The organism is Xanthomonas sp. NCPPB 2864 (assembly GCF_056675615.1).
In genome coordinates, this window is the sequence record NZ_JBWWVS010000002.1 from 658,507 (window position 1) to 672,836 (window position 14,330).

Here is a 14,330-nt window from a genome sequence, read left to right on the forward strand (position 1 = left end):
AACTGAGTGCACGGTCCTTCCCTTCATGAAACTGTATACGTAGTATTGAAAGGGATCGCCGGCCCTGGTGATTGCTTTCACATGTTATATGACCGTTAACGCGATCTTCACTGAAGCCGGCTTAATCTGCGCCCCGATGGCTCTGGATGTGACGAGCATCTTTACCAAGAACAACGCCTCTATCGGTTTTATCTCCCAAAGAAGGAGCTGTATACACATGAACAAGAAAATTCTCACTGCCGCGTTGCTCGGCGGTCTGGCGGTTGCCCAGGCTGCTTCCGCGCAGGAGTTCGATGACCGTTGGTACCTGACCGGTAGCGCTGGCTTCAACTTCCAGGACAGCGATCGTCTGACCAATGATGCCCCGTTCGTCACCCTGGGTCTGGGCAAGTTCGTCAGCCCGAACTGGTCGATCGACGGCGAGCTGAACTATCAGAACCCGAACTTCGATGCCAACCAGGATCAGAACTGGAGCCAGTACGGCATCTCGTTCGACCTGCGTCGCCACTTCATCCAGGAAGGCCGCGGCTGGAACCCCTACCTGCTGTTCGGTCTGGGCTACCAGCGTTCGGAAGAAGAATTCGACGCGACCCCGAACCCGGTTTCGCCGGGCCAGCAGAAGGACGGCAACTTTGCCGCCAAGGCTGGTGTCGGTCTGCAGACCACCTTCGACAAGCGCGTCGCCGTGCGTGCCGAGTTGGCCTACCGCGCTGACTTCAACGACCAGAGCGTTGCTGCTCCGCAGGAAGACTGGTTCGGCGACGTGCTGGCTTCGGTCGGCGTCGTGATCCCGTTGGGACCGGCTCCGTCGACCGCTCCGCCGCCGGCCCCGGCTCCGGTTGCTCCGAGCTGCGCAGACCTGGACGACGACGGTGACGGCGTCAACAACTGCGACGACAAGTGCCCGGCTTCGCAGCCTGGCCAGACCATCGGTCCGGACGGTTGCCCGGTGCCTGTGTCGATCGATCTGAAGGGCGTGAACTTCGACTTCAACAAGTCGACCCTGCGTCCGGACGCCGTCTCGATCCTGAGCGAAGCGACCGAGATCCTGAAGCGTTACCCCGACCTGAAGGTTGAGGTTGCTGGTCACACCGACTCGAAGGGTACCGACGAGTACAACCAGAAGCTGTCCGAGCGTCGTGCGACCACCGTGTACGACTACCTGACCAAGAACGGCGTCGATGCGTCGCGTCTGGTTGGTCCGATCGGCTACGGCGAGAGCCGTCCGATTGCTCCGAACACCAACCCGGATGGTTCCGACAATCCGGAAGGCCGTGCGAAGAACCGTCGTACCGAGCTGAACGTCCAGAACTAATTGGACCGCTAGCTGTTGCATACAAAACCCGGCCTTGCGCCGGGTTTTGTCTTTGTGGGGACCGCAAAACCTGCGCCTGGACGGTGCAAATCCTGTCTGCGTTGCCATCCAGGCACGTTTCCGGTTGAAACGGCGTTCATCGCTGCCTACACTCGCCGCGTCAACACCACACTCATAATTGGAAGAACCCGATGCTGCGTACCGCTACGGCTGGATTGCTCTGTCTCGCCTTGATTCCCGCCGCCTACGCCGCTCCGAACTGCGCCGGCAGCACGGTGTCCCAGCCGCTGCCGTTGCCCGCCACCGTCATTGCGCCGGCGGCCGCCGAGTTCTACACCCGTAGCGTGCAGCTGGGCATGCCCACCGGCGTGCTGGCACAGCCTTACACCACCGAGCAGTCGGTGGACCGCGTGCTGCTGCGTCTGCGCGTGGAAGGCTGCCAGGATCTGGCCAAGGTCATTCCGCCCGGCGGCACCGTCAATCCGAACGATCCGGCCGCCTACAAGGCCACCACCGCGTTCGACAACACGCCGTGGCGCTTTGACATGAGCCAGAACGGCAAGCGCATGACCGCCGAAGAATTCGATGCCTGGATGAAGGCGCGCGGCGTGCGCGTGGTCAAGGCACGCCCGGTGGCTGCGCCGGCTCCGGCTGCTGCCGCAACCGCAACGCCTGCGGCCGACGCCAAGTCGGTCGAAAACAAGTAAGCAACGCGGTCGGGACGGCATGACCCGGCGGCCTGCGCCGGCGACGTCCCGGCAGCGCACGCGTGGTCCGGCGGGCGCGTCGCGCGCCTCCGGTACGACCACGGCGACCAGCGCGCCACGCCACGGGCTGGCGCGCGTGCTGTCCAAACTGGGCGTGTGTTCGCGTACCGAAGCGGCGCGCTGGGTCGCCGACGGGCGGGTCAGCGTGGCCGCGCGCGTAATACGCGATCCCGAATATCCGATCCGCGCTGATCAGCACTCCACCATCCGCGTCGACGGACAGCCATTGGCCGGCCCGGCGCGGTGCTACCTGATGCTCAACAAGCCGCGCGGCGTGGTCACCACCGCACGCGACGAGCAGGGCAGGGACACGGTGTATCGCTGCTTCGATGGCGCCGGATTGCCGTGGATCGCCCCGGTCGGGCGCCTGGACAAGGCCAGCGAAGGCCTGCTGCTCTTCAGCAACGATCCGCAATGGGCCGCCACGGTGACCGACCCGATGACCGGGCCGGACAAGACCTATCACGTGCAGATCGATTGCCGCCCGAGCGCTGCGCAACTGGCGCAACTGCAGGCCGGTGTGGTCGATCCCGATCCGGACGGCGAGGGCGTACTGCTGCGCGCCAAGCGGGTCGGCGTGCTGCGCGAAGGCGAGCGCAATGCGTGGCTGGAGATCGTGCTGGACGAAGGCCGCAATCGGCAGATCCGCCGCTTGTTGGCTGCGGTGGAGATCGGCGTGCTGCGGCTGGTGCGGGTGGCGATCGGCTCGCTGGCGATGGGCGAGCTGGGCAAGGGTGCGTGGCGGATGCTCAGCCCAGCGGAAGTCAGTGCGCTGACGGCGGCTCCCGCCAGCGCGCCAGACGCGCGCTGAGCAAGGCGCTCACCACCTCGACGGCGCGGGCGTCGCCGGCACCGTTGGCATCGTGGCGTCGGCCCTTGGCATGATTGCAGCCGGCACAGGCCAGGGCGAGATTGCGCGCTGCATTGGCATCGTCGCCGACCAGCGCACACAGGGCCGCCGCCGCGCGACGGCCGAACCAGGCCTGCGGGACCACATGTTCCAGCGTGGTGTGCCCGAGCGGTTCGCCATCGGCGCGTAGTTGCAGGCGCCGACGGCAATGTAGGCAGCGGGTTTCCCAGTTGCCATCCAACAGCTGCGCCTGGGTATCGGTCTGCGCCGCGAGCAGCAGCCGTTGGCGCAGCGCCGAGCGCATCAGTGCTGGATGACGTCCAGTTCGCGGCCGATCTTGATGAACGCGTCGATCGCCTGATCCAGCTGCTCGCGGGTGTGCGCGGCGCTGATCTGGGTGCGGATACGCGCCTGGCCCTTGGGCACCACCGGGAAGAAGAAGCCGATCGCGTAGATGCCTTCTTCCAGCAGCCGCTCGGCGAATTTTTGCGCCAGCGGCGCGTCGTAGAGCATTACCGGGCTGATCGGGTGCACGCCGGGCTTGAGGTCGAAGCCGGCAGCGGTCATGCGCTCGCGGAAGTAGCGGGTGTTGTCGACCAGTTGCGTGCGCAGCTCGCCGGCGGCTTCCAGCATCTGGAAGGCCTTGATGCCGGCGGCCACCACATGCGGCGGCAGCGAGTTGGAAAACAGGTATGGGCGCGAGCGCTGGCGCAGCAGTTCGATGACTTCGCGCTTGGCAGTGGTGAAGCCGCCCAGGGCGCCGCCCATCGCCTTGCCCAGCGTGCCGGTGATGATGTCGATCTGGTCCAGCACGCCCTTGACCTCGGCCGAGCCGCGGCCGCTGGCGCCGAGAAAGCCGGTGGCATGGCATTCGTCGATATGCACCAGCGCGTTGTATTTGCGGGCGAGGGCGGTGATCTCGTCCAGCGGGGCGATGAAGCCGTCCATCGAGAACACGCCGTCGCTGGTGATCAGCTTGGTCTTGCAGCCGGCCGCATCGGCGGCCTGCAGCTGCGCTTCCAGATCAGCCATGTCGCAGTTGGCGTAGCGGAAGCGCTTGGCCTTGCACAGGCGCACGCCGTCGATGATGGAGGCGTGGTTGAGCGCGTCGGAAATGATCGCGTCCGCTTCGCCGAGCAGCGGTTCGAACAGGCCGCCGTTGGCATCGAAACAGGCGGCGTAGAGGATGGTGTCCTCGGTGCCGAAGAAATCGGCGATGGTGCGCTCGAGCTGCTTGTGCAGGTCCTGGGTGCCACAGATGAAGCGCACCGAGGCCATGCCGAAGCCGTGCGTATCCAGCGCGTCCTTGGCGGCCTGGATGATGTCCGGGTGGTCGGCCAGGCCCAGATAGTTGTTGGCGCAGAAGTTGAGCACGCTGCGGCCATCGGCCAGGGTGATCCGCGCCGACTGCGGGCCGGTGATGATGCGCTCGGACTTGAACAGGCCCTGGGACTGGATGGTTTCCAGTTCGGCGGCGTAATGGGCAGTCAGCGCAGCGGGAGCGTTGGTCATGGCGGTCGCAGTGGCAAGAGACGCATGATTTTAACGATCACGGTGGCATACCACTACGTCATGCAAAATCGGCATAAGGTGCGGCCTTGATGTCATTTCACCGCCTGCGTGCCGCTGCGCAGCATGGCATGCTTGCTGTTCAGCTGCGCCCCAACGGTTTGGAGATTGCTGTGACCCACCCCCGCTTCCGTCTTGTATCGACCGTGTTGTGCAGCCTGCTGGTCTTGGCCGGCCCGGCAGGCGCGCGCGACATCGGCCTGCTCAATGTCAGTTACGACCCCACCCGCGAGTTCTATCGCGACTACAACAGCGCCTTCGCCGCGCAGTGGAAGCAGCAGCATCCGCAGGACACCGTCACGGTAGAGACCTCGCATGGCGGCTCCGGCAAACAGGCACGGGCGGTGATCGACGGCATCGAAGCCGACGTGGTCACGCTGGCGCTGGCCTATGACGTCGACGCGATCGCCGAGAAGGCCAAGCTGATCGACAGCGACTGGGAAAAGCGCCTGCCCGACAACAGCGCGCCGTACACCTCGACGATCGTGTTCCTGGTGCGCAAGGGCAACCCGAAGAACATCCATGATTGGCCGGACCTGCTGCGCTCCGGCGTGGCGGTGGTGACGCCCAACCCCAAGACCTCCGGTGGCGCGCGCTGGAATTATCTGGCCGCCTGGGCCTACGCCGACCATATCTTCAAGGGCGACCGCGAGCGCATCTTGCGCTACATGCAGGCGTTGTTCCGCAACGTGCCGGTGCTGGATACCGGTGCGCGCGGCGCCACCACCACGTTCGTGCAGCGTGGCATCGGCGATGTGCTGCTGGCCTGGGAAAACGAGGCGCTGCTGGCGCGCGAAGAGCTGGGCAAGGACAAGTTCGAGATCGTGGTGCCCAAGCTGTCGATCCTGGCCGAGCCGTCGGTGGCGCTGGTCGATAAGAACGTCGACAAGCACGGCACCCGCGAGGTGGCCGAGGCCTATCTGCGTTACCTGTATGCGCCGGAAGGGCAGAAGCTGGCGGCCAAGCATTTCTATCGCCCGCGCCATCCGGAATTTGCCGACCCTGCCGATTTGGCGCGGTTCCCGGACATCAAACTGGTGACCATCCAGGACGCGTTCGGATCGTGGGACAAGGCGCAGCAGGAACACTTCGCCGACGGTGGCGTGTTCGATCAGATCCAGGCAAAAAAGTAGGCGATGCCGATGTCGGTTGCACCCCATCCAGCGCCGTCACCGCGCCGACGCGTGATGCCGGGGCTGGGTCTGAGTCTTGGAATCACGCTGACCTGGCTGGGACTGATCGTGTTGATCCCGCTGCTGGGCATCTTCATCAAGACCAGCGGGCTGGGCTGGGATGGGCTGTGGCGGGTGTGGAGCGAGCCGCGCGTGCTGTCGGCGCTGCGGGTGAGCTTCGGCACCGCGTTCGCGGCCGGCGCCTTCAATGCGGTGATGGGCACCTGGGTGGCCTGGGTGTTCGTGCGCTACAACTTTCCAGGCAAGCGCCTGTTCGATGCGGTGATCGACCTGCCGTTCGCATTGCCGACTGCGGTGGCCGGCATCGCGCTGACCGCGTTGTATGGCGGCAACGGCTGGGTTGGGCGCTGGCTGGAGGCGATCGGCATCAAGGTGGCCTACACGCAGTTGGGCATCGTGCTGGCGCTGGTGTTCGTCGGGTTGCCGTTCGTGGTACGGGTGGTGCAGCCGGTGCTGGCCGAGAGCGAGCGCGAGCTGGAAGCGGCCGCGGCCACGCTGGGCGCATCGCGCTGGCAGACAGTGTGGCGGGTGGTGCTGCCTGGGCTCTGGCCGGCAGTCCTGACCGGGTTTGCGCTGGCCTTCGCGCGTGGTGTGGGTGAGTACGGCTCGGTGATCTTCATCGCCGGCAACCTGCCCAATTCGACCGAGATCGCGCCGCTGCTGATCACCATCCGGCTGGAGGAATTCGACTATGCCGGCGCCACCGCGATTGCCGCGGCGATGCTGCTGCTGTCGTTCGTGATCCTGCTGGTGGTCAATGCGCTGCAGGCACGCCTGCTGCGCTATCAACGGAGGACTGCATGAACGATGCTGTTTCGCCGCTGCCTGCCATGTTGCACACCCGCCAGATGACCGAACAGGCCCGCCGCATCACCGATTCGGCCACCAACGAGCCGCGTTGGGTGCAGTGGTTGATGATTGCGGGGGCGCTGCTGTTCCTGCTGGCGTTCCTGCTGCTGCCGCTGGTGCTGGTGTTTGCCGAGGCGCTGCGCGGCGGCTGGGAAACCTTTCTGCGCGCGATCGTCGACCCGGATGCATTGTCGGCGATCAAGCTGACCCTGATCGTCACTGCCATCGTGCTGCCGCTGAACCTGGTGTTCGGCGTGGCGGCGGCGTGGGCGGTCAGCAAGCACCAATTCCCCGGCAAGCGCTTGCTGATCAGCCTGATCGACCTGCCGTTCTCGGTGTCGCCGGTGGTGGCGGGCCTGATCTTCGTGCTGATCTTCGGCCGCAGCGGCTGGGCGTGGCCGTTGATCGACGAAGGCTGGCGACTGCAGTTGCCGTTTTTTGGCGAGTTGCTGATCCAGTTGCCGCGCATCGTGTTTGCGTTGCCCGGCATCGTGCTGGCGACGACCTTCGTCACCTTTCCTTTCATCGCGCGCGAGCTGATGCCGTTGATGGAGCAGCAGGGCAGCGATGAAGAACTGGCCGCCTTGAGCCTGGGCGCGAACGGCTGGCAGATGTTCTGGCGCGTGACCCTGCCGAACATCCGCTGGGGCCTGCTGTACGGCGTGTTGCTGTGCGCAGCGCGTGCGATGGGCGAGTTCGGTGCGGTGTCGGTGGTGTCCGGGCATATCCGCGGGCGCACCAATACACTGCCCCTACATGTGGAAATTCTCTACAACGAATACGCCTACAGCGCCGCGTTTGCGTGTGCCTCGTTGCTGGCACTGACCGCGCTGCTGACGCTGGCGCTGAAGACGTACCTGGAATGGCGGCACGGCGATTCGCTCGCCGCCAACCACCGACATTGAGGTGAACATGGGCATCCGCATCCACCGCCTGCGTAAGCAGTTCGATACGTTCACCGCGCTGGACGACATCACCCTGGACGTGCGTCAGGGCGAGTTGCTGGCCTTGCTGGGGCCGTCCGGTTCGGGCAAGACCACCTTGCTGCGGATCATGGCCGGGCTGGAGCATGCCGATGGCGGGCAGGTGCTGTTCGGCGACGAAGACGCCACCCGCATGAGCGTGCAGTCGCGCCGGGTCGGCTTCGTGTTCCAGCACTACGCGCTGTTCAAGCATATGGACGTGTTCGAGAACATCGCGTTCGGCCTGCGGGTGCGACGCGGCAACGAGCGCTGGGCCGAAGCGCGTATCCGCGCACGGGTGGAGGAGCTGCTGGCGCTGGTGCAGTTGCAGGGCCTGGAGCAGCGCTATCCCACCCAGCTGTCCGGTGGCCAGCGGCAGCGTGTGGCCTTGGCGCGCGCATTGGCGATCGAGCCGCGCGTACTGTTGCTGGACGAGCCGTTCGGTGCGCTGGATGCGCAGGTGCGCCGCGATCTGCGCCGCTGGCTGCGCGAACTGCACGAGCGGACCGGCCTGACCACGGTGTTCGTCACCCATGACCAGGAAGAAGCGCTGGAGCTGGCCGACCGGGTGGCGATCCTCAACCGTGGCCGCATCGAGCAGCTCGACACGCCGGCGATGATCTACGACAAGCCGGCTTCGCCGTTCGTGTATTCGTTCGTGGGGGCGGTGAACCGTATTCCCGGCGTGCTGGCGCAAGGCCAGATTCAAGTCGCCGGGCATGCCTTGCCGGCGGCGAATGCCGCGCTGGCGGCCGGCCCGGTCGAGGTTTACGTGCGGCCGGAAGATCTGGTGCCGGACGATGCCGGCTGGCCGGCCACGGTGGCCTGGTCCCAGCGCAGCGGGGCGCGTCTGCGTCTGCGTGCAACGCTGGAGCCGGCAGGCAACGAGGTGGAAGTGGAGCTGCCGGCATCGGCGGGCAGCTTTCAGCCCGGGCAGCAGCTGCGGCTGGCCGCGCGGCATTACGGGGTGTTTCCGGTCTGATCTAAGCCGGGATTGGGGATTCGGGATTGGGGATTCGCAGAAGCGAAGCGAATCCCTGCTAATCCCCAATCTCCACTCCCGGCCCATCAAGATTCCGCGCCGGCGGTCGATGAGACAGAACGCTAACCGGCGTCATCTGCGCTTGAGCGTGTGCGCTGGGTCAAGCGAGCGCGACGTGTATGTTGCGCTGCAATGACGGTTGGACTAAGAAGTCATGGCAGTCCCGCCTTGCGCAATCCGACCGCCCATCGTTCTAGGAGATGTTCATGAAGCCGTCCTCGCTCGCGTGTTGTCTGTCGTTGCTGCTGCTCGGTGTGGTGCCGTTGGCACAGGCGCAGGACGAACAAGCCCCCGCTTCTCCCTTCAGCGGCACCTTTGCGGTGACCAGCGACTATCTGTTCCGCGGTATTTCGCAGACCAATGAAGAGCCCGCCTTCCAGGCCGGACTCACCTACAAGACGCCGTTCGGCCTGTACATCGGCACCTGGACGTCCAACGTCGACTACGGTGCCGGCGATCCGGATTGGGAAGTGGATGGCTTTGTCGGCTACAACACCGATCTGGGCACCAATTTCAATTTCGATGTGATGGTCAATCGCTACCAGTACCTGGGAGCGGGTGCGTCCAATTACGCCGAGTTGATCACCAAGACCACGTTCCTGAAAACCTATAGCCTCACCGTTGCCTACACCAACGATCTCTACGGCACCAAGACCGATGGCTACTACTACGCGCTGGATGCCAACTGGTCGCTGCCCTACGACTTCACCTTCGGCGCGCATGCGGGGCACAGCGTCTATACCTCGTCGCTGAGTCAGGTGGACCACGACTACAACGACTTCGGCGTGAATGTCGGCAAGGCCTTCGGTCCGCTGGGCCTGAGCGTGGGCTATTACGACACCAGCGAGGCGGCGGAATTCGGCTTCGGTCGGCAGAATTCGCAGAACCATCTGGTCGCGACTGCCACGGTCACCTGGCCGTGATGCCGTGATGGCAATCGCTTGAACAGCGGCTCTAACGACTCGGCCGTGCAGTGGTAGTGGTGAGGCGGTAACAAGAGTCGATGCCTGGGTTCTTCAGTGTCTAAATTTGAAGGACACCGAGGCTCAAATCTCGTTTATTTTGTCTTTGAGTGATGCATCGTGCGGATAGATCACTTGCGGAGCGACTGATCTGCTGCCTGGCTGCAGGGCCCTTGCCCGCCCACCGTCGCGGGACACGCCGCAAGTACGTCCTTGTAGGCTCTTACGCGGCATCCATGCCGCGTAAGGTCCCGCGACGGTGAGCGGGCAAGGACCAGTCGAGATGGTCGGTCGTTGAAGCAGTCGCCGATGCGATAGCTCAATCGTAGAGCGGTTGATCTGCTGCCTGGCTGCAGGGCCCTTGCCCACCCACCATCGCGGGACACGCCGCAAGTACGTCCCTGTAGGCTCTTACGCGGCATCCATGCCGCGCAAGGTCCCGCGACGGTGAGCGGGCAAGGACCAGTCGAGATGGTCGGTGTGCACGGTAGGAGCAGTGCTTGGTGCGCGCTGTTCGACAATGGTGTGCAGGCTCAATATCCAATGTAGGTTGGGCGAAGCGTTTTCTTATGCGGTCACAGACTATTTCTCTGGTGCGGTGTCCTTGCCGGTTGCGGAACCCTTGGCGGCATGGATGGATGCCGCCAAGGCGCCTGCAGGGATGGATCCACCGCGTGTCCCGCGAGCGGCAAGGGCGCCGCGCCCTCAACCAGTAAGTTTTGCCTGCTGCGTAGCCAGTGCTCTGAAGATGGACATGCAAAAGGCGCCTTGCGGCGCCTTTTGCGTTGAAGCGTATTGGCCGATCAGTTCCAGCTCAACACGACCTTGCCGGCCTTGCCTTCTTCCATCAGGTCGAAGCCCTTCTGGAAATCGTCGATCGGCAATTGGTGGGTCAGCACCTTGTGCAGCGGGAAACCCGACAGCACCAGTTGCGTCATCTTGTACCAAGTCTCGTACATCTTGCGGCCGTAGATGCCCTGCACGGTGAGGCCCTTGAAGATGATCTTGTCCCAGTCGCAACCGGCGCCGCGCGGCATGATGCCGAGCATGGCGATCTTGCCGCCGTGGTACATGCAGTCGAGCATGTCGTTGAAGGCGCGCGGGTTGCCGCTCATTTCCAGGCCCACGTCAAAGCCTTCCATGTGCAGGTCGGCCATGACCTCCTTGAGCGAGGTCTTGGACACGTTGACCACGCGCGTGGCGCCCATGTCGGCCGCCAGCTTGAGGCGGAAGTCGTTGACATCGGTGACCACCACGTTGCGCGCACCAATGTGCTTGCAGATGCCGGCGGCAATGATGCCGATCGGGCCGGCGCCGGTGATCAGCACGTCCTCGCCGATCACATCGAACTCCAGCGCACAGTGCGCAGCATTGCCGTAAGGATCAAAGAATGCGGCCAGCTCCGAGGGAATCTGGTCGGGGATCGGCCACAGGTTGCTGGCCGGCATCACCATGTACTCGGCGAAGGCGCCGTTGACATTGACGCCGATGCCGACCGTGTTGGGGCACAGGTGCGGGCGGCCGCCACGGCAGTTGCGGCAATGCCCACAGACGATGTGGCCTTCGGCCGACACGCGTTGGCCGACCTGGTAGCCGGTCACCGCTGAACCGAGCTCGGCCACGCGGCCCACGAACTCATGGCCGATGGTCAGGCCGGGCTTGATGGTGCGCTGGCTCCACTCGTCCCACAGGTAGATATGCAGGTCGGTGCCGCAGATCGCGGTCTTTTCCAGCTTGATCAGCACCTCGTTGGGGCCGGGGCTGGGAACGGCGACCTGTTCCAGCCAGATGCCCTTGTTTGCTTCGCGCTTGACCAGCGCCTTCATCGTCTGCGCCATCTGGCGGGACCTGCTGAGTGAAAGTAAGACGGCGATTATATGCGGCGCGAGGTCGCGGCCATGCGGCGGTGCGGGAAGTGAGTGATGTCGGCTGACCCGGTTCATGGCAGGGTAGGGCCGGTGCCGTCCGTTTCCCCTCGGGAGAAGGTGGCGCAAAGCGCCGGATGAAGGGGCGCCTCAGAGATTTACCAGTACATGCAATGAAAAACGCGTCGCCACGCGCCTTCAGAAGTGACGCGCCGGGTGCCTCGCAGCGTACCCTCACCCCAACCCCTCTCCCGGAGGGAGAGGGGCTTTGATCTTGCTTCTCCCGTCGGGACATTGGCCTCTTTACGAGGCGAAGGTGGCGCAAAGCGCCGGATGAAGGGGCGCCTCAGAGATCTGTCGCCGCCTGCGATGGCAAGCGCGTCGCCAGGATGAATGATCGGCGTCACCCTCACCCTCAACGCCCCCGCTCCGCGCCCCTGCCCGCACCCGCGGCGGGACGCTCCAAAGCACGCGCGCCTGGGTGCGCAAGCTGTGTCTTATCGCCCGAGAGGAGGGGCGGCGGTGGCTCAGAACTTCACATCCAGACTCATGAAATACTGCCGCGGTGCGCCGACCACCATGGTCTGGTTGTAGCCATCCGGATCGGAGGCGACATAGCCGTTGGTACCGGTGCTGGCGAAATAGCGCTTGTCGGTGAGGTTGGTGATGTTGAGCGCCAACGCCACATCGGCCACCCCGCCCACGCGACCGAAGTCGTAGCGCGCGCCGGCATTGAACAGCCAGTACGAAGGCACCTGCGAATCGTTGAGGAAGGTGATGTAGCGCTTGTCGACGTACTTGCCGTCCAGATCCAGGCGCAGGTTGCCGAGCTGGTAACTCGCGCTGGAGGAGAACATCAACGCGGGGATGCCGACCACGTCCTTGCCGGAGGTGGCGACCACGCCGTTGTTGAGGTAATCGTCCTGGTAGCGCGAGCGGTTCCACGACAGCGAGTTCAACCAGCTCAGGCCCTCCACCGGGCGCCACATCAAGGCCAGGTCGGCACCCGCGCTATGCACGGCGCCGACGTTGCTCAGGATCGCCGCGCAGGTCTGCACGGCGGTACATGGTGAGGTGGTCAACAAGCGGTTGGAGAACTTGGTGAAGTAGGCATCGGCCGACAGCTGGAACTGCGCATCCTGCACGCGGTAACCCACCTGCACGGTCTGTGATTCTTCCGGCTCCAGCGTGGAGCGGCTGCGGTCGAACGCCGCCTGCGAGGTGCCGAACGGAGTGAAGCCGAACGCGGCGATGTTCTTGCTATAGGAGGCATACAGGTCCTGGCGCTCGTCCAGCTTGTAGTTCACGCCGACCTGCGGCAGGAAGTTGTCTTCGGCGCGGATGCGACCCTGTGCCAGTGCGGTGGTCGGCACCAGCGATTGCGCGCGCGTGGTGGTGCTGAGCGCCTTTGCGCCGTAGTTGAGGGTCAGCCGATCGTCGAGCAGGCGCACGGTGTCCTGCAGGTACAACATGCGGGTCTGGGTGGTGTAGCGCTGCAGGAAATCGCGACGGAACGGGGTCTGCGCTTCATACACGTTGTACAGCGAGGTATAGCCTTCATTGCCGAGCGCGAAGTAGTTGCGCTGCTGCGTGGTGCGTGCGTTTTCCGCCCACAGGCCCACTTCCAGATCGTGGTTGCCCCACGCCCATTTCAAGGCGCTGGTGCCGCCGAAACGATCCAGGCCGTAGTCGGTGGTGCGCATTGACAGCGGCACCTGCGCAGAGGTGCGTACATACGGCGTCACCCACTGACCTTCGCCACGATTGCCGTGGTAGTAGCCGGTGGCATCCAGGGTGGCGCCACCGAACACGAACGTGCCCGACAGCCCGGCCAGGTTGTCGCGGCGCAGGCCGCCGCCGGCGTAGTAGCTGGCATCGAGCCAGCTGTAATCGTCGGGCAGCCCGGCCAGCGATTGCGGATAGCCGTTGGCCACGCCACTGGTGGCGCCGGTGTTCTGATACGCACGCGCCATCTGCACGGCGGTGGCCCAATCCGGCTGCAGGTAGTCGTAGTCCCAGCCCAGTGCGCGCTGGCTGGTCAACGACAGGTCCATGTAGTCGTATTCCTTGCGCCGCGAGGTGTCCACGAACAGGCTCAGACGGTTGCCGTCGCCCCACTGGTAGACGGTCTTGAGGTTGGCCTGCTCGGACTGCTGGTCGCCGAAGCCCTTCCATTTGTCGGTGCTGGCATTGGCATAGGACAGGTACGCCGACAAGCCGTTGCGATCGCCGGTGTCGCCGCGCACGAAGGTGCGGCGCGTGGCATCGCTGCCGACCGTCTGCACCAGGCGCAGGCCCGGCGTGCTCTGCGGGTCGGCCGAGTAGAACTGCATGGTGCCGCCGAGGTTGGTGTTGGACGCGGTGCCAAGCGCACCGGCGCCTTGCGCGATTTCCACCGAGCCGAGGTTTTCCGAAATGATGGCGCGGGTGATGTGCAGGCCGTTGGTGACGCCGTAGCTCATGTTGCCGAGCGGAATGCCATCGAGCGTGTAACCCAGCCGGCTCTGATCGAAGCCGTGCAGGGTGACCTGCGTGGACCACTCGTAGGTGCCGAACGGATCGGCCGACTGGAACTGCACGCCCGGCAGCTTTTCCACTGCCTTGAAGGCGCTGCTGCCCGGTGTCAGCTGCTCGATGTCCTGCCGGCTGATGCGCTGGACCTGGCGGGTGCTGCCTTGCGACACCACGTTGATCGCGTCCAGCTGGGTGGCGTTGGTGGCGGCATCGGCCACGCTGGCCGGGGCATCGGCTACCGGCGCATCTGCACCGGCAACCGGATCGGCCGCCGGTGTGGCAGCAGAGGCGATGGCGGGGAGCAGCGCGGCCAGGGCAAGCGCCAGCGGAGTGACATGAAAACGGCGAGCGGAAGTCATGGGGGAATCCTGTTCGAGCACGGCTGAGGGCAACGCACGGTGCAGGACCGGCGTTTCGCGACGCAGGGTGTCAACGACGTATG

12 protein-coding genes are annotated in these 14,330 nt (G+C 64.6%); 8 read left to right on the top strand and 4 right to left on the bottom strand.

What is annotated here, in order from left to right:
- Positions 1-217 precede the first annotated feature (217 nt).
- The 3 genes from AC1KVE_RS07885 to AC1KVE_RS07895 all read left to right on the top strand — a co-directional run bounded on the left by AC1KVE_RS07885 (position 218) and on the right by AC1KVE_RS07895 (position 2,893).
- Positions 218-1,315 carry an OmpA family protein gene (locus tag AC1KVE_RS07885; protein ID WP_024938552.1) on the top strand — a complete coding sequence of 366 codons (1,098 nt, stop codon included), beginning with the start codon at positions 218-220 and terminating at the stop codon, positions 1,313-1,315.
- Positions 1,316-1,506: 191 nt separating this feature from the next.
- Complete coding sequence (locus AC1KVE_RS07890) at positions 1,507-2,022, top strand: hypothetical protein (protein ID WP_024938551.1); 516 nt, start codon at positions 1,507-1,509, stop codon at positions 2,020-2,022.
- 19 nt (positions 2,023-2,041) lie between these two features.
- On the top strand, positions 2,042-2,893 hold the full coding sequence (locus tag AC1KVE_RS07895; RefSeq protein ID WP_054591852.1) for a pseudouridine synthase: 852 nt from the start codon (positions 2,042-2,044) through the stop codon (positions 2,891-2,893).
- Here the strand turns inward: AC1KVE_RS07895 and AC1KVE_RS07900 are convergent.
- Positions 2,847-3,236 carry an HNH endonuclease gene (locus tag AC1KVE_RS07900; protein ID WP_104608448.1) on the bottom strand — a complete coding sequence of 130 codons (390 nt, stop codon included), beginning with the start codon at positions 3,234-3,236 and terminating at the stop codon, positions 2,847-2,849. The two genes, AC1KVE_RS07895 and AC1KVE_RS07900, sit on opposite strands and share 47 nt — an antisense overlap.
- Positions 3,236-4,444, bottom strand: a complete 1,209-nt coding sequence (gene kbl, locus AC1KVE_RS07905; RefSeq protein WP_046345819.1) for a glycine C-acetyltransferase — start codon at positions 4,442-4,444, stop codon at positions 3,236-3,238. The genes AC1KVE_RS07900 and kbl overlap by 1 nt, the downstream gene beginning before the upstream one ends.
- An 89-nt stretch (positions 4,445-4,533) precedes the next feature.
- Between kbl and AC1KVE_RS07910 the strand changes: the two genes are divergently transcribed.
- From AC1KVE_RS07910 to AC1KVE_RS07930, 5 genes are all read left to right on the top strand, one after another.
- Entirely contained in the window at positions 4,534-5,634 is a 1,101-nt protein-coding gene (locus tag AC1KVE_RS07910; RefSeq protein WP_026064742.1) for a sulfate ABC transporter substrate-binding protein, read from the top strand.
- A 3-nt stretch (positions 5,635-5,637) separates the two neighbouring features.
- Complete coding sequence (gene cysT, locus AC1KVE_RS07915; RefSeq protein WP_481092835.1) at positions 5,638-6,498, top strand: sulfate ABC transporter permease subunit CysT; 861 nt, start codon at positions 5,638-5,640, stop codon at positions 6,496-6,498.
- Positions 6,495-7,448 carry a sulfate ABC transporter permease subunit CysW gene (gene cysW, locus AC1KVE_RS07920; RefSeq protein ID WP_024938545.1) on the top strand — a complete coding sequence of 318 codons (954 nt, stop codon included), beginning with the start codon at positions 6,495-6,497 and terminating at the stop codon, positions 7,446-7,448. Before cysT ends, cysW begins: the two co-directional genes overlap by 4 nt.
- Before the next feature lie 7 nt (positions 7,449-7,455).
- The gene (locus AC1KVE_RS07925) at positions 7,456-8,487 is read left to right on the top strand and encodes a sulfate/molybdate ABC transporter ATP-binding protein (RefSeq protein WP_016902217.1); all 1,032 of its coding nucleotides are present in this window, start codon (positions 7,456-7,458) and stop codon (positions 8,485-8,487) included.
- A 266-nt stretch (positions 8,488-8,753) separates the two neighbouring features.
- Entirely contained in the window at positions 8,754-9,470 is a 717-nt protein-coding gene (locus tag AC1KVE_RS07930; protein WP_024938543.1) for a TorF family putative porin, read from the top strand.
- Between the two features lie 842 nt (positions 9,471-10,312).
- On the opposite strand, the gene tdh is transcribed toward AC1KVE_RS07930, so the two are convergent.
- Positions 10,313-11,347, bottom strand: coding sequence for an L-threonine 3-dehydrogenase (tdh, locus tag AC1KVE_RS07935; RefSeq protein WP_172641694.1), 1,035 nt, complete (start codon positions 11,345-11,347; stop codon positions 10,313-10,315).
- Between the two features lie 554 nt (positions 11,348-11,901).
- Positions 11,902-14,247 carry a TonB-dependent receptor gene (locus AC1KVE_RS07940; RefSeq protein WP_102252630.1) on the bottom strand — a complete coding sequence of 782 codons (2,346 nt, stop codon included), beginning with the start codon at positions 14,245-14,247 and terminating at the stop codon, positions 11,902-11,904.
- Positions 14,248-14,330: the final 83 nt, after the last annotated feature.